Origin of the sequence: Amycolatopsis sp. VC5-11, from assembly GCF_037034185.1 — a bacterium.
Classification (GTDB): domain Bacteria; phylum Actinomycetota; class Actinomycetes; order Mycobacteriales; family Pseudonocardiaceae; genus Amycolatopsis; species Amycolatopsis nivea.
On sequence record NZ_JBAGKF010000018.1, the window covers coordinates 108,430 to 127,967 of the forward strand.

Here is a 19,538-nt window from a genome sequence, read left to right on the forward strand (position 1 = left end):
GCGAGCCGGCAGTCCGCGAACGTTGCGCGAGATGAACGACCGCGCGGCGATCGAGGCGTTGCTGCGGAACGGGCCGCTCACGCGGGCCGAGCTGGAGGCCGCCATCGGGTTGTCCAAACCCGCCACCGCGCAGCTGCTTACCCGCCTTGAGCAGGACAATCTCGTCGGCAAAGCCGGGGAGCGCGCCGGCGGCGGACGCGGGCCGCGCGCCCAGCTGTGGGCGGTCAACGGCGCCCTCGCGCACGTCGCGGCCGTCGACCTCACCCCGCGGGTCGCGGACTTCGTGGTCGCCGACGTCGCCGGGGCAGTGCTCGCCGAGTACCGCGTGCAGCTTCCGGTGGCCGAGGACGCCGATGTCGTCGGCTCGTTCGGGCAGGCGCTGCGCCGGGTCACCAAGGCCGCGGGCATGCAGCTCGACGATCTGGCCAATGTGGTCATCGGCGCGCAGGGCGCGTTCGACCCGCGAACCGGATTGCTGTCCTCGGCACCGCACATCCCGGGCTGGCTCGGGTTCAACGTGCCGAAGCGGCTGAGCGACGAACTCGGCGTGACGGTCAAGATCGAAAACGACGTAAACCTTGTCGCCGTTGAGGAAATGACCGTCGGTAACGCGCAGGACGTCGACGATTTCGTGCTGGTGTGGCTGTCCGAGGGCGTCGGCGGCGCGGTCGTCATCGGACGGCGGCTGCTGCGCGGCGCGACCGGTGGCGGCGGGGAGATCGACTGGATGCGCGTCCCCGATCCGGCCACTGTGGACACTGGCGACAGCTGGCCCTCGGCCGGAGCCCGGTACGGCAACCTGGTCGACTCGTCCGCGATCGTCCGGCTCGCCAAGGCGCACGGCATCTCCGCGGACAGCGGATGGGACGCCGTCACCCAGGCACGACGCGTTGCCCACCAAGGGTTCCTGGACGATCTCGCGCGGCGCGTCGCCAGCGGGGTCGCCAGCCTCGTCGCGGTCGCCGACCCGCAGCTCATCCTGCTGTGCGGCGAGACCAGCCGCGCCGGCGGCGACGAGTTCGCCGGAATCGTCGCGGAAAAACTGCACGAACTTGTCCTGCCGCGCACGCCGGTCGGCGTCGCTTCGGTGCAGGGCAACGCGGTGCGCGCCGGTGCGTTGCAGTCCGCGCTCGCCACCGCCCGTGAGGACGTCTTCGGCGTCGTCACCCCCACGCTCCTCGGGCCGCGTCGGTCCGCCGGAGAGCAAGCCCCGTCCCCGACCGAGTAGACCCACCCGATGGACAGGAGGGTTCATGTCCGCTCCCACCCGCATCCGGGGTCTCGCGCGCAAGCGCGGATCCCTGGTGCTCAGCGCTCTCGCGGCGAGCACGCTGCTGGCGACCGCCGCGTGCGGCGCCGCCGCGCCCGCAGGCGGCGGTGACGCCGCGGCCCCGCCGAACAAGGACGACAAGCTCACCATCACCGTCTACAGCAAGTTCACCGACCGCGAGTACGGCGTGGTCACGAAGGCGCTGGACAAGCTCAAGGCGAAGTTCCCCAACATCACCATCAAGCACGAGGGGAACCAGGACGACGACAAGCTCACCCAGTCGATCCGCGGCGGCAACCCGCCGGACGTGGCGATCTCGTTCTACACCGACAACCTCGGCGCGTGGTGCTCGACCGGCAGCTTCCAGGACCTGAAGCCCTACATCGAGCGCGACAAGATCGACCTCGAGCAGATCCCGCAGGCGGTCCGCGACTACACGTCGTACCAGGGCAAGCGGTGCGCGATGCCGATGCTCGCCGACGTGTACGGATTCTTCTACAACAAGACGCAGTTCGCGGCCAAGGGCATCGCCGGCCCGCCGAAGAACACCACCGAACTGTTCGAGGACGTCAAGAAGCTCACCGAGTTCAACCCGGACGGTTCGATCAAGACCGCGGGCTTCCTGCCGTCGATGCCGTTCTACGCCAACCAGGCGCAGTACTGGGCGCCGAACTTCGGGGCCAAGTTCATGGGCCCGGACGGGAAATCGTCGCTCGCTTCCAGCCCCGGCTGGAAGGAGATGTTCCAGTTCCAGAAGAAGCTCATCGACTTCTACGGCGGGCACGAGAAGGTCGAGAAGTTCAAGGCCGGCCTCGGTGACGAATACTCGAAGGACAACGGTTTCCAGACCGGCAAGCTTTCGATGATCTACGACGGCGAATTCCGCACCGCGTTCATCAAGGACCAGGTGCCCTCGCTCGACTACGGCACCGCGCCCGCGCCGGTGCTCGACAGCCTGGCCGGCCAGTACGGCGGCGGGTTCGGCACCGGCACGATCATCGCGATCCCGAAGGGCGCGAAGAACCCCGGCGCGGCGTGGGAGCTGATCAAGCAGGCCTCGCTCGACACCGACACCCTCGTCGAGATGGCCAACGGCCTGAACAACGTGCCCAGCACGAAGGATTCGCTGAACTCGCCGAACCTGAAGATGCCGCCGCAGTTCAAGACCTTCACCGACATCTACAACAGCGGCAAGCTGGTCGCCAACCCGACGACGCCGATCGGCGACGCGTTCCTCAAGGCGGTCAACGACTTCGCCGAGAAGTGGCAGGCCGGGTCGGTGCCTGATCTGGACGCGGGCCTCAAGAAGGTCGACGCGCAGATCAACGACGAACTGGCGCAGAAGGGCGCCGGCGGATGACCACGCTGACCGCAGCGGAAACCGGAACCCCCTCCGCGCCGAACCAGGCGCGGCGGGGGTCTCCCCGGGCCAAGCGCAGGCGCACGGTGTTCTGGTTCATGGCGCCGGCGACCATCGGGTTCCTCATCTTCTTCGCCTACCCGCTCGGCGCGACGCTGTTCTACTCGTTCACCCGCTACGACCTGATCAACCCTCCGCAGTGGATCGGGTTCGACAACTACGTGCGCATGTTCACCAGCGAGCCGCTGGTGAAAACCGCCGCGTACAACACGTTGTGGCTGGTGATCATCCTGACCGTCTGCCGGGTGCTGTTCTCGCTCGGCGTCGCGTCGGTGATTTCGCGGCTGAAGTCGGGCGTCGGCATCGTCCGCACGCTCTGCTACCTGCCCGCGCTCGCCCCGCCGGCGGCCGCGACGCTCGCGTTCGTCTTCGTGTTCAACCCGGAATTCGGTCCGGTGAACCGGTTCCTGCGGTTCGTGGGCATCGACGGCGGATTGTGGTTCAACAGCCCGGAAATGTCGAAGCCCGCGCTGACTCTGCTCGCGCTGTGGGGTTCGGGCGAGCTGATGATCATCATCCTGGCCGCGTTGCTGGACGTCCCGCAGGAGCAGTACGAGGCCGCGGAACTCGACGGGGCCGGCCCGGTGCGCCGGTTCTGGCACGTGACGCTGCCGTCGATCTCCCCGGTGCTGCTGTTCGGCGTGGTCAACTCGATGATCTACGCACTGCAGTTCTTCACCCAAGCAATCGTCGCCGCGTCCGCTTCCGCGGGCACCGCCGACGTCGCGGGGAACTCGAAACTGATCGGTGCGCCGGAAAACTCGACGCTGACGTATCCGATCTGGCTGTACGTACAGGGTTTCCGGTACTTCAACATGGGTTACGCGGCGGCGATGGCCGTGCTGCTGTTCCTGGTCTCAGCCGGGTTCACGTGGATTTTGGTGCGGCAGATGCGTAAGACGCAACATCAGGAGGACGGAGCATGACGACGCTTTCGGCACCGCCGCGTCCGGCTGCTCCGGTGCATCCGCGGGAGAAGTTCAAGCGGCGCTGGGACAAGAAACTGTCCTTTGTGGCCACGCACGCGGTCGGCATCGCGCTCGGCGTGATCTTCATGCTGCCGTTGCTGTTCGTCTTCCTCACCTCGGTGATGAAGAGCGACCAGGCGATGACGTCCAGCCTGTGGCCCACCGAATGGCATTTCGAGAACTTCGTCGAGGTGTTCCGGAAGGCCCCGTTGCTGGAGTACTTCGGCAACAGCTTCCTGTATTCGGCGCTGGCGACGATCGGGGCGCTGGTCTCGGCGATCCCGGCGGCGTACGGGCTGGCGAAACTGCGGTGGCGCGGGCAGAACCTGTGCTTCATGCTCGTCGTGGTCGCGATGATGCTGCCGCCGCAGGTCACCGTCGTCCCGCTGTACGACCTGTGGGTGCGGCTCGGGTTCACCGGCACGCTGGTGCCGCTCATCGTGCCGTACTTCTTCTTCGACGCCTTCTCGATCTTCCTGCTGCGGCAGTTCTTCCTCACCATTCCGAAGGACTACCTGGAAGCGGCGAAGATCGACGGCTGCAACGAGTTCCGGGTGCTCACGCGGGTGCTGATCCCGATGGCGAAGCCGGGGATCGCGGCCACCGCGATGTTCTGCTTCCTGTTCACCTGGAACGACTATTTCGGCCCGCTGCTCTACACGGGCGAGAACAAAGACAACTGGCCGCTTTCACTGGCGATCGCGTCCTTCCGAGGCATGCACCACGTCGAATGGAACCTCACGATGGCCGCCACCGCGCTGATCATGCTGCCGGTGATCGTGCTGTTCGTGTTCGCGCAGAAGTCGTTCGTCAAGGGCATCACGTTCACGGGAGTCAAGGGATGAAACTGGCAGTGGTCGGCGGTGGGTCCACCTACACGCCGGAGCTGATCGACGGCATCGCCGGACGGCGGGCCTCGCTCGACGTCGACGAGATCGTGCTGATCGACCCGGACGCCTACCGGGTCGAGGCAGTCGGCGATTTCAGCCAGCGGCTGCTGAACCACGCGGGGCATTCGGCCCGCGTGCGCACGACGGCGAACCTGGAGGAAGGCGTCGACGGCGCGTCGGCGGTCCTCATCCAGCTGCGCGTCGGAGGTCAGAAGGCGCGCGCGTCGGACGAGACGTTCCCGCACATGTGCGGTTGTGTCGGCCAGGAGACGACCGGTGCGGGCGGCCTGGCGAAGGCGCTGCGCACGGTGCCGGTGGTGCTCGACATCGCTGAGCGGGTGCGCAAGGTCGCCGGCGACGGCACCTGGATCGTCAACTTCACCAACCCGGTCGGCATCGTCACCCGCGCGCTGTTGCAGGAGGGGCACCGCGCGGTCGGCCTGTGCAACGTCGCGATCAACCTGCAGCGCAAGTTCGCGAAGCTGCTCGGCGCTTCGACCGGCGACGTCAAGCTGGTCCACACTGGACTGAATCACCTGAGCTGGGAACGCGGCGTCCTGGTCGACGGCGTCGACCGGCTGCCGGAACTCCTTGCCCAGCACGCGGAATACCTCGGCGAGGAGGTCAGCGTTCCGGTCGAGTGGATGCAGCGGATGCAGGCCGTGCCGTCGTACTACCTCAAGTACTACTACTCGCACGACGCGCAGGTCGCGAAGCAGCAGACCGAGCGTCCGCGCGCCGAGGTGGTCAGCGACGTCGAGGAAGAACTGCTGAAGATCTACCTCGACCCGGAGCAGGTCACGAAGCCGGAATCGCTGGAGAAGCGCGGCGGTGCCTACTACTCGGAGGCGGCGGTGCAGCTCGTGCACGCGCTCACTTCGGGCGGTGCCGCCGAGGAACACGTGGTGAACGTCCGCAACAACGGCACGTTCGATTTCCTCCCGGACGACGCGGTGATCGAGGTTTCGTCCACTGTGGATTCCGCGGGCGCGACCCCGATTCCGCAGTCTCCGGTGGACCCGCGGTTCGCCGGGCTGATCGCCGGGGTCACCGCGTACGAGTACCTGGCTCTGGACGCCGCGATCAAGGGCGGCCGGGATCGGGTCGCGGACGCGCTGCTCGCGCACCCGCTGGTCGGCCAGTACACCAAGGCGGACCAGCTCGCGGACCAACTCGTCGCACGCAACCGGGATTTCCTGCCCTGGGCGCGGGCATGAGCGACACCGTCGTCGCGATCGACGGGGGGAACAGCAAGACCGAGGTGCTGGTGGTTTCGCGGGACGGCGTCGTGCTCGGCGCTTCCCGCGGCCCCGGCGTTTCTCCCCAGCGGGTCGGAGTCGACGGATGCGTTGCCGCACTTGAGGAGTTTGTCCAGGAAGCCCTCCGCTCCGGCGGCTTGCCCGCTGAACCGCCGTTCGCCGTGCACACCTCGGCGTACCTGGCGGGCCTCGACTTCTCCCGGGAAGAAGCGGCGCTGCACAAGGCTCTGTCGGCGCGCGGGTGGAGTTCCACTTTGGACGTCGGCAACGACGTGCTGGCGCTGCTGAGAGCGGGAAGCTCCGACGGCACCGGGGTAGCGGTGGTGTGCGGTGCCGGAATCAACGGCGCTGGCTTCGCCCCGGACGGCCGGTCCTACCGTTTTCCCGCGCTGGGCAAGGTTTCCGGCGACTGGGGCGGCGGCTACCGGCTAGGTGAGGAAGCCCTGTGGTGGGCCGTCCGTGCCGAGGACGGTCGTGGTCCGCGGACTGCGTTGGAATCGGCGGTCGCGGAGTACTACGGTGCCTCGACACTGCTGGATGTGGTGCAGGGATTGCACTTCGAGGAGATCGATGCCGCCTCGATCCACGGCCTCTGCCCGCTGCTGTTCGAGGTAGCCGCGGCCGGCGACGAGGTCGCGCAGGACGTGGTGACGCGGTTCGCCGAGGAAGTGAGCCTGCTGGTGGCCGCGATCATGCGCCGCCTGGACCTCACGACGTCGGCCCCCGAGGTCATCCTCGGCGGCGGCGTGCTGACCGGGGTCGGCGCGTCGGTGATCGCGGACATCGAACGCCGCTGCTTGAAGGTGGCACCGCGGGCGCAGGTGCGCGTGGTGGAGGTGAACCCGGTGGTCGGTGCTGCATTGTTCGGTTTGGACAAGCTCGGGGCTTCTGACTCCGCGAAGGCTGCGTTGAAGGCCGCGACGCAACGCGCGTGAGTTTGGGGTGGCTGCCCGAAAGCAGCCACCCCTGCCTCGCCTCAGGCGGTGAGGTTCTTGCCCGTCTCGAGCACGGACTTCAGGTCGGACAGCACCCACGCCCAGCCGCCGCCCGCGTTCTCGCCCGGGCCGGCGTTGATGTCCTCGTGCTGACCGGACACGAGCGCCGCTGCCTGAAAGTCGCCCTGCGGGCGTAGGTGCGGGTGGTGGAGGTGAACCCGGTGGTCGGTGCCGCGCTGTTCGGTTTGGACAAGCTCGGGGCTTCCGACTTCGCGAAGGCTGCGTTGAAGGCCGCGACGCAACGCGCGTGAGTTTGGGGTGGCTGCCCGAAAGCAGCCACCCCTGCCTCGCCTCAGGCGGTGAGGTTCTTGCCCGTCTCCAGGACGGACTTCAGGTCGGACAGGACCCACGCCCAGCCGCCGCCCGCGTTCTCGCCCGGGCCGGCGTTGATGTCTTCGTGCTGACCGGACACGAGCGCCGCGTGGTTCGGCGCGCCGGTGACGTCGTGGGTGACGGTGAGCCGGGTGCCGGCGGTCTGGGTTTCCTCGATGTCGTAGGTGAGCGTGGTGTACGGCTCGGCCACGAGGCTCGGGTCCATCTGCAGTTTCCAGGTGATCACCAGCTTGCGCGGCGGATCGACCTCGAGCACTTCGCCGTCGAGGAGATCGTTGGTGACGCCCAAATCGATGAACTCCTGAGTCGGCCTGGCGCGGTGCTTGCCACCGCGCCTGAGGTCGAACTCGGCCAGGCCGGTGTAGCCGTACTTCGCGGTCCATTCCGGCTTGGTGACGGCGTCCCACACCGCCTGCGGGGAGGCCTTGATGTAGACGCGGTTGACCAGCACGGTCGTGGTGTCGCTCATGGTCCGGGCTCCTTCTGGGATTCTTCGGCTTCGAGCTGGGCCTTGAGGTCCAGCAGCGCCGCGGTGTGGTGTGCGGTGTACTTGTCGATCCAGCGGTCGTGGATCTGGCGGATCGGGACCGGGTTCAGGAAATGCCGCTTCTCCCGGCCCTCCTTGCGCGAGACGACCAGCTCGGCCTCCTCGAGCAGCTTGAGGTGTTTCATCACCCCGAACCGGGTCATGTCCACTTCGGACTCCAGCTCGGTGAGCGTGCGGCCGTCGCGCTCGTAGAGCAGGTCGAGCAGGAACCGGCGGGTCGGATCCGCCAGAGCCTTGAAAACCAGGTCCTCGTCGGGCACGCACCGAGAATAGGTGACCAAAAGGTCACATGTCAACTAGAAGAACGGCCGCTGAGCTTCCCCGGAGGGAAACCCAGCGGCCGGAGGGGGAGCGCTAAAGCAACGCGCCCAGCGGCAGGATCAACGCGATCGCCACCACCGAGATCACCGTTTCCATCACCGACCAGCTCTTCAGCGTCTGGCCGACCGACATCCCGAAGTACTCCTTGACCAGCCAGAATCCGGCGTCGTTCAGGTGCGAGAAGAAGAGCGACCCGGCGCCGATGGCCAGCACCAGCAGTGCGTTGTGCGTCGGGTCCAGCGTCGCGGCCAGCGGCGCGACGATGCCCGCCGCGGAGACGGTCGCGACCGTGGCCGAGCCCGTCGCCAGGCGGATCGCCACCGCGACCAGCCAGCCGAGCAGCAGCGGGGACAGGTCCGCGCCCTTGGAGAGGCTGGTGATCACGTCGCCGACCCCGGCGTCCACGAGGGTCTGCTTGAACCCGCCGCCCGCGGCCACGATCAGCACGATCCCGGCGATCGGGCCGAGGGAGTCGCCGATGATCGACGAGAGGCGTTCCCGGTTCAGCCGTGCCGGGCGGCCCAGCACGACCATGCCGACGAGGACCGCCAGCAGCAGCGCGACGAGCGGGTCGCCGATGAAGTCCAGGACGCGGCGCGCCGGGTTTCCCTTGTCCGCCAAGATGTCCGCCAGCGCCTTGGCCAGCATCAGGACCACCGGCAGCAGCACCGTGGCCAGCGTCGCGAAGAAGCTCGGGCGGTGCTTTTCGTCGGTGCCCTCGGATTCGGGGACCAGCCGGGCGGGCGGAGCGGCGTCGGGCACCATCTTGGCGGCGAGACGGCCGAACAGCGGGCCGGCGATGATCACCGTGGGAATGCCGACCAGCAGGCCCAGCCCCAGGGTGAGGCCGACGTTGGCGTTCAGCGAACCGGCGGCGGCCAGCGGGCCGGGGTGCGGCGGGATCAGGCCGTGCAGCACCGACAGGCCGGCCAGCGCCGGAATTCCCAGCAGCAGCACCGGTTTCCCGCTGCGCTTGGCGACCAGCAGCACCACGGGGATCAGCATCACGAGGCCGATCTCGAAGAACATCGGCAACCCGATCAGCGCGGCCACCAGCGCCATCGCCCACGGCAGCCCCGGACCGCGAACCCGGCCGAGCACGGTGTCGACGATCCGGTCCGCGCCGCCGGAATCGGCGAGCAGTTTGCCCAGCATCGCCCCGAACGCGATCAGCACGCCGACGGACGCGACGGTGCTGCCGACGCCGTTCGTGAAGCTCTTCAGCAGTTTGTCGATCGGCATCCCGGCGACCAGGCCGAGCACGCCGGAGCCCAGCGTGAGCGCGAGCAGCGGATGCAGTTTCACCTTGCTGATCAGCACCACGATCACGGCGATGGCGAGCACCGTGGCGACGATCAGGCGGGTGTCGTGGCCGGTCCAGCCGGCGGCGAGGGCGGTCATGCGCGCTCCTGGAACGCTTTCAGCGCCGACGCGACGAGGTCGGCGGGCAGGCGGCTGATGTCGAAGGTCGCTCCCGGCTCGTCCGCTTCCAGCGGTTCGAGGTCGGCGAGCTGGGAATCGAGCAGCGAAACCGGCATGAAGTGGCCGCTGCGGGTCTTCATTCGCTCGGCGAGCAGGTCGCGCGAGCCTTGCAGGTGCAGGAACCACACGTCCCCGCCGCCGCGCAGCACGTCGCGGTAGCGCCGTTTCAGCGCGGACGAGCTGACCACGGCGCCGTTTTCGTGATGCTTGCCGATCCACTCCGCGATCGCGGCGAGCCACGGTGCCCGGTCCTCGTCGTTCAGCGGGTGCCCGGCGGTCATCTTCTCGATGTTCGCTCGCGGGTGGAAGGTGTCTGCTTCGGCGTACCCGGTCCCGAGTTCCTTCGCGAGCGCCGTGCCGACTGTCGTCTTGCCCGAGCCCGATACGCCCATCACCACGATGACCGTCATGCGCACCTCCCACGTCTTTGTGCCCTGGAGAGTCAAACTCAAAAGTACTACTTAATCAAGAAGAAGTAGTACTTAATCGAGTCAGAGGGTTAGGTTGGGCCGGTGGGGAATGATCGGCACGAGGACATGCTCGACGAGCTCGGCGCGGCCATCGCGAGCGGCGAGCTGGCTCCGGGCGCGGTGCTGCGCTCGGAGGAGCTGCAGGAGCGGTACGGGGCGTCGCGGACGGTCGCCCGCGAGGTGGTCCGGGTCCTCGAGACGATGGGGTTGACCAGCAGCCGCCGCCGCGTCGGGGTCACCGTCCGCGAGCCGGCCGAGTGGAACCACTATGACCCGAGGCTGATCCGCTGGCAGCTCGACGGAGCCGACCGGCCGACCGCGCTGCGCACGCTGACCGAGCTGCGTTCGGCCGTCGAACCGTGTGCCGCGCGGTTCGCCGCGCTCCGGGCGACCCCGGAGGAACGCGGACGGCTGCGTGCGCTGGCGGTGCATCTCCAGCGCACGGCGCGGGCTCGCGACCTGGACGCCTTCCTCGGCCACGACGTCGCATTCCACGATCTGCTGCTGTCCGCGTCGCGGAATCCGATGTTCGCGCAGCTGTCCTCAGTGGTCGCCGAAGTGCTCGCCGGCCGCACCGGGCACGGCCTGATGCCGGACGAACCGCAGCCCGAGGCGGTCGCGCTGCACGTCGAGGTCGCCGAAGCGATCGACCTCGCCGACGCGGCTCGCGCCGAACGCGCGATGCGCGACATCGTGGAGCAGGCACGCGAGGAAATCGCCGCCGCGGTGTCGAGTAATCTCGGCGACTGAATCGTCCACGTTCGGGGGGCTACAGGTGAGCGCGGCGCGCGCGATCGGCTTGATTCTCGGTTTGGCCGCAGACGGGGCACTCGGCGACCCGCGGCGACGTCCGCCGGTCACCGCCTTCCGGCAGGTCGTAGCCGCCACGGGGGCACGACGTGCGGCAGGCTTGGGAATCGCGGGCGCGGCGGTCGCGGCCGGAGTGCTGGTCGAGCGGACCGGCCGCCGCAGCCCGGTGCTGCAAGCGACGACCACGGCAGTGGCGACCTGGGCGGTCGTCGGCGCGGCCGGGCTGGCGACGCAGGGCACGGAGCTCGCTCGCGATCTCGAGGAAGGCCGACTCGAACCCGCGCGCGACACACTGTCCGAACTGGACCCGCGCGTCACCGACAGCCTCAGCACGATCGGACTTTCCCGTGCGTCGGTGGAAACTCTGGCCGAGAACACGTCCGAAGTGGTCGTCACGCCGCTGCTGTGGGGCGCGGTCGCGGGCGTGCCCGGGCTGCTCGCGGCGCGGACGATCGGCTTGCTGCGCCGGCTGCTTCCCGGGCACTGGGTCCTCGACCGGCTCGACGAACTCGTGCACCTCCTGCCGACCCGGGTGGCGGCTGCGTTGACGGTTCTCGGCGCGCCGGTCGTCGGTGGTTCGGCGGGCGGCGCGTGGCGGGCTTGGCGGCGGGACACGATCGCGCATCCGAGCCCGAACGCGGGCCGGGTCGAGGCGGCTTTCGCCGGTGCGCTGGAGATTCGCGTCGGCGGGCGGACCGAGTACCCGCAGGGGGTCGTGGAGCTGCCGGTGCTCGGGGTCGGCCGGAATCCGGACGCCGGGCACGTGACGCGCGCGGTGGAGCTGTCCCGGGTGGTCGGCTGGCTGGCCGCGGGAACGTCGGTGGTCGTGGCGGTGTTGACCGGGGTGCGCCGCCGAAACCCTTGAGCCGTCAGGGTTTCAGGTGCGCGATGGCTTCCGCGTCGTTGAAACCGTCCCGTTCGGACAGCTGTGCGCTGATCCGCTGCCGGTCTTCGGATTTCTTGTTCCCGCCGTACTTGAACTTGGCCCGCACCTCGGTCACCGTCAGCTCGATGCCGCGAATCCCGGGCAGCAGCCGCCGATCCGGAGCGTCCACAGCGGACACTGGGGTGCGCTTGCCGTCCGGTTCGAAGTGCGCCAGCTGGTGGTTCAGCAGCGCGGCCTTCTCCTCGGGATCGTCGATGACCCGGACGTCGCAGGCCAATTGCACGCTCGCGTAGTACGAAGTCGGCACGCCGAGCGCGGGATCGTCGGCGGTGTTCCAGTCCGAGCGGATGTAGGTGTAGTCGCCGGTCACCGTCAGCAGGGCGCGCGGATGTTCCTCCAGCAGCGGCCACACCGGGTTCGGCCGGGCGAGATGCAGGCGGACGGTCGCGTCGCCGTCGAAGACGAAGTGCGTCGGCGCCACCACGGGGAGATCGCGGCCGCGGCCGCCGGCGACCAATTCGCCGAAATCGTGTCCGGCGAGCCATTCCCGCCATTCGTTCTCGTCCGCGGCGTCCCAGGGGTGGATCAGCATGCCGTCAGTATCAGCGCCGCAAGTGGCCCCGACAAAGAGCCATTTTCCCGAGAAACGACCAGGCCACTTAGGCGGTCGGCGTGTACTCGTCCTCGTCCTCGGCGAGCATCTCCGCGACGGACTTGCGCCGGCCGCGCTGCGGGCGCTCGGTCGTCAGCGCGCCGCCCGGACGCAGTTCGCGGATCGTGAAGTACAGCCAGCCCAGCAACGCCATCGTGCCGAACGCCAGCCACTGCAGCGCGTACGAGAAGTACGGGCCCGATTCGAGCTGCGGCAGCGGCAGCGGGCTGAGCACGCCGGGCTGGTTCTGGTCGAGCTGGAAGTACCCGGGCCGGATCGTGAGGCCGGAAGACTTCGCCACCACGCGCGAGTCGACGGTGTAGCTCTGCAGCTTCCCGTTCGTCGACGCGTCGGCGAACGCGTCGCGGTTCTTCGGGTCCGTCTCGTCGCTTCGCACGCGCGCGACGACCGTCACCTGTCCGCCCGGTGCCGCCGCGTACGGAAGCACGCCGGAGTCACTGCTGAGCCCCACGTAGCCGCGGTCGATCAGGTACACAGTGCCGTCGGTGGCGCGAAGCGGCGTGAGGACCTCGTACGCGCCTTGGCCCTGCACAGTGCGCAGCCGCGCGACAACCTCGGCCGAAGGCAGGTACGTGCCGGTGATCGTCACGAGGTGCCACTCGGTGTTCTTGTCCGGCTTCGTCCCGGGCGGCAACAGCTGCGCCGCGGGCGCGGGTTTCGCGGTGAACGACGTGGTCAGCGCGTTGTTCTGGGTGACCTGCTCGTTGTCGCGGCGGAACTGCCACGGGGCCAGCAGCGTGTAACAGCAGATGGCGAAGGTGAACACCACCACTGTCAACGCCAGCCACCCCGGCCGGAGCAGAAACCGCAACCGCACCCCTCTACGGTAGGCCGTCGCGTTCCGTGCGCGCACCCGGACCGGACGTCACGCCTGTTCGCGGACCCAGTCGAGCAGTCCCGGCACGCTCCGCTCGATCATCCCGAGCACGTCGTCGAAGCCGTCGTCGCCGCCGTAATACGGGTCCGGCACCTCGGCGCCTTCCGGAGCGGACGGGTCGAACGAACGCAGCAGCCGCACCCGCGAAGGGTCCTGGACGCGCGACTGCAGGAAGCCCAGGTGGCTCTCGTCGGCGGCGAGCAGCAGGTCGGCTTCGAGGTCTTCGTCGCTGACCTCGGCCGCGATGTGCTGGGTGGGGTAGCCGTGCGCCTTCAACGTGGCGCGCGCCCGCCGGTCGGCCGCCTCGCCGACGTGCCACGGACCCGTACCCGCGCTGGACACGCGCACGGCGTCCGAGAGACCCGCGTCGGCGAGCTTCTTGCGGAAGACGAGCTCCGCCATCGGGGAGCGGCAGATGTTCCCGGAGCAGACAAACACCAGCTTGGGCATGGTTCGCAGTCTTCCAGAGCGACCGTGCGAGGATCCCCGGGTGCCTGCATTAGCCGAGATCATCGCCGTCCTCGAACGCAGTTACCCGCCCCGGCTGGCGGAAAGCTGGGACGCTGTCGGGCTCGTCTGCGGAGACCCGGCCGAGGACGTCCGCCGCGTGCTCTTCTGCGTCGACCCGGTCGAGGAGACGCTTGCCGAGGCCGAGGAGATCGGCGCGCAGTTGATCGTCGCGCACCATCCGCTGCTGTTGCGCGGCGTGCACGGCGTCCCCGCCGACACCGCCAAGGGCTCGCTCGTGCACCGCATGATCCGCGGCGGTATCGCGCTCTACTGCGCGCACACCAACGCCGATTCGGCCGACCCCGGCGTGTCCGACGCGCTCGCGCAAGCCATCGGTCTCGAGGTCGACCGGCCGCTCGACCCGCACGAACCCGGCGGCGCCACCGGGATCGGCCGCATCGGGCACCTGCCCGCCGCGGAGCCGTTCGCGCAGTTCGTCCAGCGGGTCGCGGACGCGTTGCCGGCCACCGTGCCCGGCGTGCTCGGCGCCGGAGACGCAGACCGGCTGATTCGCACGGTCGCGGTGTCCGGCGGCGCAGGCGACTCGTATTTGGCGAAGGCGACGGCCGAGGGCGTCGACGCGTACGTGACCGCGGATTTGCGCCACCATCCCGCCGGCGAACACCTCGCGTCCGCCGGAACCGTGCCCGCGCTGGTCGGCTTGACGCACTGGGCCAGCGAGTGGCCGTGGTGCGGACAGGCCTCGGCCCTTGTCGGCGCGGCCTTTGCGGGTACCGTCGAAGCTCACGTCTCCACGCGGTGCACCGACCCGTGGACCATCCGCGCTACCGCCCAGTAACTAAATCAGGGAGCACAGTGAAGGCCGACCCCGCCGTCCAGCGTCAGCTGCTCGAACTCGCGAAGGTGGACGCCGAGCTTTCGCGCGTCGCGCACCGCCGCCGCACTCTGCCCGAGCTCGCCGAGATCGAGGCCGGGGAGAAGACCGTCCGGGAGAAACGCGACGCGCTGGTGTCCGTCGAGACCGCGACGTCCGACCTCGACCGGGAGATCGCCCGGCAGGAGAAAGAGGTCGAATCGGTCCGGGCGCGCGAGGACCGCGACCGCAAGCTGATGGAATCCGGTTCGGTCGGGGCCAAGCAGATGACCGACATCGAGCACGAACTGCAGACGCTCGGCCGCCGCAAGGGCGCGCTCGAGGACGACCTGCTGGAGCTGATGGAGCAGCGCGAGGCGCTGGGCCTGGACGCGCAGCGCACGAGCGCCGAGGTCGACAAGGCGACGCAGGCGGTCGAGGCCGCCGCGGCCCGCCGCGACGAGGCGTTCAAGGACCTCGACACCACCGAGGCCCGGCGCAAGGAGGACCGCGCGAAGCTGCTGCCGCGGTTCCCGGAGCCGCTGCTCAAGCTGTACACCCGCGTCTACGACCACAAGGGCATCGGCGCGGCGCTGCTGCGGGCCCGCCGGTGCGGCGCCTGCCAGCTCGAACTCGACCGCAACACCATCTCCGAGATCAAGGCCGCGGCCGAGGACAGCGTCGTGCAGTGCGACAACTGCGGCGCGATCCTGGTCCGCACGCTGGAGTCGGGGCTGTGACCGAACGGGCGATCGTCGAGGCCGACGGCGGGTCCCGGGGCAACCCGGGCCCGGCGGGCTACGGCGCGGTCGTGAAGGACGCGGCGACCGGCGAGGTGCTCGCCGAACGCCACGAATACCTCGGCATCGCGACGAACAACGTCGCGGAGTACTCCGGGCTCGTCGCCGGGCTGGCCGCGGCCGCCGAACTCGGAGTGTCCATTGTGGACGTCCGGATGGATTCGAAGCTCGTGGTCGAGCAGATGTCCGGGCGCTGGAAGATCAAGCACGCCGCGCTGCAGCCGCTCGCCGCGCAGGCGCGCGAGATCGCGGCGGGTTTCGAGCGGGTCGGCTACACCTGGATCCCGCGCGCGGAGAACTCGCACGCGGACCGGCTCGCGAACGTCGCCATGGACAGCGCCGGGTCCGGCGCGACCTCGCCCGCCCCGGTCGCCGAGACGCGGTCCCGGGCGAAGGTCACCGAACCGGACCGGGTGTCCCCGGCGGGCTGGACCGGGGCCCTCGGCACGCCCACCAAACTGCTCCTGCTGCGCCACGGCCAGACCGAGATGTCGGTCGACCGCCGCTACTCCGGGCGCGGCGACGTCCCGCTCACCGAGCACGGCCGGGGCCAGGCCGCCGCGGCCGCCAAACGGCTGGCCGCGATGCCCGGTCTGATCGGCGAGGACGGCGAACCGGCACCGATCGTTTCGTCGCCGCTGATCCGCACCAAGCAGACCGCGCAGGCCGTCGCCGACGCGCTCGGCGGCCGGGTCGAAACCCACCCCGGGCTCATCGAGACCGACTTCGGCGAATGGGAGGGCCTCACCTTCGGCGAGGCCGCCCAGCGGGACCCGGAACTGCACCGCTGCTGGCTGAGCGATTCCTCCTGCCCGCCGCCCGGCGGCGAGAGCTTCGACGCGGTCCACGAGCGGGTCGGCAAGGCACGCCGCGACCTGGTCGAGCAGTACGACGGGCGCACGGTGCTCGTGGTCAGCCACGTGACGCCGATCAAGACCCTGCTGCGGATGGGGCTCGACGCCGGGCCGTCGCTGCTGTTCCGGCTGCACCTCGACCTGGCGTCGCTGTCGATCGTCGAGTTCTACCCGGACGGCAACGCCTCGGTCCGGTTGGTGAACGACATCTCGCATCTGTCCTGAACCGGACAAATGTGAGGCAGGTCACGGTCGGGGATGACGTGTGAAACGCCCCGGATGAGGTATTGGCTAGAGTGCGGTGTCGACCGCGGCGCCGCGGCGCAGGTCCCGGCCGGGACTTCAAGGGGGGCGCAGGCTCGTGCGTTTCTTCGGCAGCATCCGCAAGTGGAAACAGTGACGAGGACATGACGGCTAGCGCACTCACCGCAGTATCCGAGCCCGACCTGCCGGGGGAGAAGACGACCGACCCGCCCGCGCGGTTCAAGCTCAGCTGGCTGGCGTCGACGCTGGCGGTGCTGGCCGGCGTGGCCGCGGTCGCCTGGCACGCCACCCGCTACGGGCACTGGATCGTCGACGACGCGGCCATCACGTTCTCCTACTCGCGCAGCGTCGCCGAAGGCCTCGGCCCGGTGCTGGCCCCGGGCGCGCCGCCGGTGGAGGGCTTCTCCGACCCGACCTGGATGATCCTGCTGGCGCTGGGCAAGGTCGTCGGCCTGTTCGACAAGGGCCTGCTGTTCGGCATCCCGGACTACGTGCTGTTCCCCAAGCTGCTCGGCCTGTTCTTCGCCGCGGGCATCCTGGTGCTGTGCCACCTGGTGGCCCGCCAGGTGTTCCGCAGGCACGCGTGGGCGATCACGCTGGCCACCGGTCTCGCGCTGGCGGCGATCCCGTCGTTCGTGATCTGGGTGGTCTCCGGCCTCGAGAACTCGCTGTTCGCGTTCTTCACCACCGCGCTGGCCGCGCTGCTGTTCACCGCGCTGCGCAAGGAAAACTCGCTGTCGTTCAAGGTCGCGATCGTCGCCGGCGTGCTCGTCGCCGCGGCCGCGCTGACCCGGCCGGAAGGCCTGATCTACGCCAGCGCGTACCCGATCGTCCTGCTGTTCGGCGTGAAGCGCGAAGGATTCTGGCCCAGCTTCCGGTCCGCGCTGGTGTCCATCGCGGCGTTCGCTGTGCTGTTCGGCGGCTACGTCGTCTGGCGCTACACGGAATTCCACCGGCTGCTGGCCAACCCGTCGGTCGCCAAGAAGCAGGGCCTGCCGACGTTCGCCTCGATCATCCGGCCGCACCAGCTGGTGGAGTACGCGGGCATCGCGCTGACGCTCGTGCTGGTCGCCGTGGTCGTGTGGGCGCTGCTCAAGGCTCCGTGGCGGCGTCCGCTGATCGGGCTGGTCACGCCGCTCGTGCTCGGCGTGATCGCGTACGGCGTGATGGTCCCGGACTGGATGGCCCAGTACCGCTTCGCGACGCCGGTGTGGGTGCTTGGCGCGTTGTGCGGCGTCATGGCCTTCGCCGAGCTGCTGCGTTCCCTGCCGAAGGTGCCGCTGAAGGCGGTCGCCGCCCTCGTGCTGGTAGCCGCGGCGGTCCCGTCGGCGATCGGCTTCGTGCACCACGACGAGGAATTCGTCAAAAGCCCGACCGTGCCCGCGTGCCTGATCGCCGACCGCTTCGGCCGCGGCTTCAACACGTACGCGGACATGCTCGGCCTCCAGCACGCGTCGCTGCTGCTGCCGGACCTCGGCGGCTCGTCGATGACCAGCCGGCTCGAACTGGTCGACATGGCCGGACTCGTGAACGCCCCGATCGCGGACCTCACGCACAAGGAAGACATCGCCGGCCTGCGCGACTACGTGTTCGACACGGTCAAGCCGACCTTCATCCACTCGTGGGGCCCGTGGGCGGACGGCAACGAGATCAGCATCGACCCGCGCATCGACCGCGACTACGTCCCGATCCTCGTGTACCCCGGCCCGGGCAAGCGCCAGGGCGACTTCGTCCGCAAGGACGCGGTAACCGACCCGGCGAAGCTCGCGGCGGTTCAGCACTACGCACAGGTGACGATGATGTCCGTCGAGGCGCAGCGGTTCGGCAACGGCCTCGAGGACTGCGGCCCGACGTTGTCGCGGGGGAGCACGATCCCGCCTCGGGGCTAGAGGGCCAGCCATAATGCGCACGTCGCCGCTGCCAATGACAGCGGCGTCGTGAGTGCGCCGAGCTTCAGGAACTCCCCCACCGGCGGATGCTCCCCGTGCCGGACCACCACCCGTCGCCACAGCAGCGTCGCCAGCGAACCGAGGTACGTCGCGTTCGGGCCGATGTTCACGCCCAGCAGCACGGCGAGCAGTACGCCCTGATTCGGGTGCGGGCCGAGCACGGACAGCAGGATCAGCGTCGCGGGCAGGTTGTTGACGACGTTCGCCAGCAAGGCCGCGACACCCGCGGCGAGCAGGAGCTCGGGCAGCCCGGCGGTCGTCGGCATCAGAGTACGCAGCAGGCCGCCGAGGACGTGTTCGTCAACCGCTTCCACCACCACCGCGAGGGCGAGCACGAAGAGCACCAGCAGCGGAGACGCTTCGGCGACCACCTGCCAAGGCCGGATCTTCCGCTCCGCCAACGCTTTCGCGGCCAGGACGAGCGCGGTCAGCGCGGCGATCCAGACCGGCTCGACGTGTACCAGCTGTCCAGTAGCGAAGCCGACCAGCATGACCGCCAGCACGACCAGGGTGAAGACCGGCGCTTCCCGATGTTCGGGTTGCCGGGTGCTGGCCGGTTCGCGGAGGTCCTTGCGGAAGAACCAGGCGAACGCAGCCAACTCGACGGCGAGCGTGGCCAGCCAGGGCAACGCCATCAGCGCGGTAAATCCGGCGAAGGTGAGACCGGAAGCGGTGAAGGCGAGCAGGTTCGTCAGGTTCGAGACAGGGAACAGCGTGGACGCCGAGTTGGCCAGGTGCGCGCACGCGTAGACATGCGGCCGCGCGGTGAGTTTCAGTTCGGCCGCAGTGGCGAGGACGACCGGGGTCAGCAGGACGACGGTGGCGTCAAGGCTGAGCACGGCGGTGACGATCGCTGCCGCGGCGAAGGTGAGCAGCAGAAGGCGAGGTTGTCGGCCGCGGCAGATTTCGGCTAGTTCGGCGCCGAGCCAGGTGAAGACGCCTTCCGCCGCGGCGAGGTGGCTGACCAGCAGGATCGCTGCGAGAAAGCCCATCGTCGGCAGCATCTGGACGACCCGTTCGCCCGCTTCGTGCGGCGAGGTCAGGCCGAGCGCGAGGACGACACCGGCGGCGGGGACCGCGAAGACAGCTTCCGGCAGGCCGCGCGGACGCGCCATGGCGAACCAGAGCGTTCCGGCCAGAAGCAGC

20 protein-coding genes are annotated in these 19,538 nt (G+C 69.2%); 12 read left to right on the plus strand and 8 right to left on the minus strand.

What is annotated here, in order from left to right:
- Positions 1-31 precede the first annotated feature (31 nt).
- The 6 genes from WA670_RS36705 to WA670_RS36730 are packed head-to-tail and all read left to right on the plus strand — an operon-like array spanning position 32 to position 6,742.
- Positions 32-1,228, plus strand: coding sequence for an ROK family transcriptional regulator (locus tag WA670_RS36705; RefSeq protein ID WP_037816374.1), 1,197 nt, complete (start codon positions 32-34; stop codon positions 1,226-1,228).
- A gap of 25 nt (positions 1,229-1,253) precedes the next feature.
- Positions 1,254-2,630, plus strand: coding sequence for an extracellular solute-binding protein (locus WA670_RS36710; protein ID WP_043834947.1), 1,377 nt, complete (start codon positions 1,254-1,256; stop codon positions 2,628-2,630).
- Complete coding sequence (locus tag WA670_RS36715; protein ID WP_037815791.1) at positions 2,627-3,616, plus strand: carbohydrate ABC transporter permease; 990 nt, start codon at positions 2,627-2,629, stop codon at positions 3,614-3,616. Before WA670_RS36710 ends, WA670_RS36715 begins: the two co-directional genes overlap by 4 nt.
- A complete protein-coding gene (locus WA670_RS36720) occupies positions 3,613-4,503 on the plus strand; it encodes a carbohydrate ABC transporter permease (RefSeq protein ID WP_336160852.1) in 891 nt (296 codons plus the stop codon). Before WA670_RS36715 ends, WA670_RS36720 begins: the two co-directional genes overlap by 4 nt.
- Positions 4,500-5,765, plus strand: coding sequence for a 6-phospho-beta-glucosidase (locus WA670_RS36725; protein ID WP_336160854.1), 1,266 nt, complete (start codon positions 4,500-4,502; stop codon positions 5,763-5,765). The genes WA670_RS36720 and WA670_RS36725 overlap by 4 nt, the downstream gene beginning before the upstream one ends.
- Positions 5,762-6,742: an N-acetylglucosamine kinase gene (locus tag WA670_RS36730; protein ID WP_336160856.1), complete on the plus strand. Its 981-nt coding sequence runs from the start codon at positions 5,762-5,764 to the stop codon at positions 6,740-6,742. Before WA670_RS36725 ends, WA670_RS36730 begins: the two co-directional genes overlap by 4 nt.
- Before the next feature lie 352 nt (positions 6,743-7,094).
- Here the strand turns inward: WA670_RS36730 and WA670_RS36735 are convergent, their stop codons facing one another.
- The 4 genes from WA670_RS36735 to WA670_RS36750 form a co-directional block, all read right to left on the minus strand.
- On the minus strand, positions 7,095-7,604 hold the full coding sequence (locus WA670_RS36735; RefSeq protein WP_238608479.1) for an SRPBCC domain-containing protein: 510 nt from the start codon (positions 7,602-7,604) through the stop codon (positions 7,095-7,097).
- On the minus strand, positions 7,601-7,942 hold the full coding sequence (locus WA670_RS36740) for an ArsR/SmtB family transcription factor (RefSeq protein WP_037816373.1): 342 nt from the start codon (positions 7,940-7,942) through the stop codon (positions 7,601-7,603). The genes WA670_RS36735 and WA670_RS36740 overlap by 4 nt, the downstream gene beginning before the upstream one ends.
- A 94-nt stretch (positions 7,943-8,036) precedes the next feature.
- On the minus strand, positions 8,037-9,404 hold the full coding sequence (locus WA670_RS36745; protein WP_037815783.1) for a GntT/GntP/DsdX family permease: 1,368 nt from the start codon (positions 9,402-9,404) through the stop codon (positions 8,037-8,039).
- Positions 9,401-9,895, minus strand: a complete 495-nt coding sequence (locus WA670_RS36750; RefSeq protein WP_336160859.1) for a gluconokinase — start codon at positions 9,893-9,895, stop codon at positions 9,401-9,403. Before WA670_RS36750 ends, WA670_RS36745 begins: the two co-directional genes overlap by 4 nt.
- Positions 9,896-10,021: 126 nt before the next feature.
- Between WA670_RS36750 and WA670_RS36755 the strand changes: the two genes are divergently transcribed.
- Positions 10,022-10,705 carry a FadR/GntR family transcriptional regulator gene (locus tag WA670_RS36755; protein ID WP_037815780.1) on the plus strand — a complete coding sequence of 228 codons (684 nt, stop codon included), beginning with the start codon at positions 10,022-10,024 and terminating at the stop codon, positions 10,703-10,705.
- Between the two features lie 25 nt (positions 10,706-10,730).
- Positions 10,731-11,630, plus strand: a complete 900-nt coding sequence (locus tag WA670_RS36760; RefSeq protein WP_336160861.1) for a cobalamin biosynthesis protein CobD/CbiB — start codon at positions 10,731-10,733, stop codon at positions 11,628-11,630.
- Between the two features lie 4 nt (positions 11,631-11,634).
- On the opposite strand, the gene WA670_RS36765 is transcribed toward WA670_RS36760, so the two are convergent.
- The 3 genes from WA670_RS36765 to WA670_RS36775 form a co-directional block, all read right to left on the minus strand.
- Positions 11,635-12,243, minus strand: coding sequence for an FMN-binding negative transcriptional regulator (locus tag WA670_RS36765; protein WP_336160863.1), 609 nt, complete (start codon positions 12,241-12,243; stop codon positions 11,635-11,637).
- 67 nt (positions 12,244-12,310) lie between these two features.
- Complete coding sequence (locus tag WA670_RS36770) at positions 12,311-13,141, minus strand: SURF1 family cytochrome oxidase biogenesis protein (protein WP_037815776.1); 831 nt, start codon at positions 13,139-13,141, stop codon at positions 12,311-12,313.
- Between the two features lie 48 nt (positions 13,142-13,189).
- On the minus strand, positions 13,190-13,651 hold the full coding sequence (locus tag WA670_RS36775) for a low molecular weight protein-tyrosine-phosphatase (RefSeq protein ID WP_037815775.1): 462 nt from the start codon (positions 13,649-13,651) through the stop codon (positions 13,190-13,192).
- Between the two features lie 40 nt (positions 13,652-13,691).
- On the opposite strand from WA670_RS36775, the gene WA670_RS36780 reads away from it, so the two are divergent.
- The 4 genes from WA670_RS36780 to WA670_RS36795 all read left to right on the plus strand — a co-directional run bounded on the left by WA670_RS36780 (position 13,692) and on the right by WA670_RS36795 (position 18,332).
- Positions 13,692-14,510 carry a Nif3-like dinuclear metal center hexameric protein gene (locus tag WA670_RS36780; RefSeq protein ID WP_336160864.1) on the plus strand — a complete coding sequence of 273 codons (819 nt, stop codon included), beginning with the start codon at positions 13,692-13,694 and terminating at the stop codon, positions 14,508-14,510.
- Positions 14,511-14,527: 17 nt separating this feature from the next.
- Positions 14,528-15,265 carry a zinc ribbon domain-containing protein gene (locus WA670_RS36785; protein WP_037815771.1) on the plus strand — a complete coding sequence of 246 codons (738 nt, stop codon included), beginning with the start codon at positions 14,528-14,530 and terminating at the stop codon, positions 15,263-15,265.
- Positions 15,262-16,404 carry a bifunctional RNase H/acid phosphatase gene (locus WA670_RS36790; protein ID WP_336160867.1) on the plus strand — a complete coding sequence of 381 codons (1,143 nt, stop codon included), beginning with the start codon at positions 15,262-15,264 and terminating at the stop codon, positions 16,402-16,404. Before WA670_RS36785 ends, WA670_RS36790 begins: the two co-directional genes overlap by 4 nt.
- Before the next feature lie 182 nt (positions 16,405-16,586).
- On the plus strand, positions 16,587-18,332 hold the full coding sequence (locus tag WA670_RS36795) for a hypothetical protein (protein WP_037815766.1): 1,746 nt from the start codon (positions 16,587-16,589) through the stop codon (positions 18,330-18,332).
- Here WA670_RS36795 and WA670_RS36800 read toward each other — a convergent pair.
- Positions 18,329-19,507 carry an SLC13 family permease gene (locus WA670_RS36800; protein WP_336160914.1) on the minus strand — a complete coding sequence of 393 codons (1,179 nt, stop codon included), beginning with the start codon at positions 19,505-19,507 and terminating at the stop codon, positions 18,329-18,331. The two genes, WA670_RS36795 and WA670_RS36800, sit on opposite strands and share 4 nt — an antisense overlap.
- Positions 19,508-19,538: the final 31 nt, after the last annotated feature.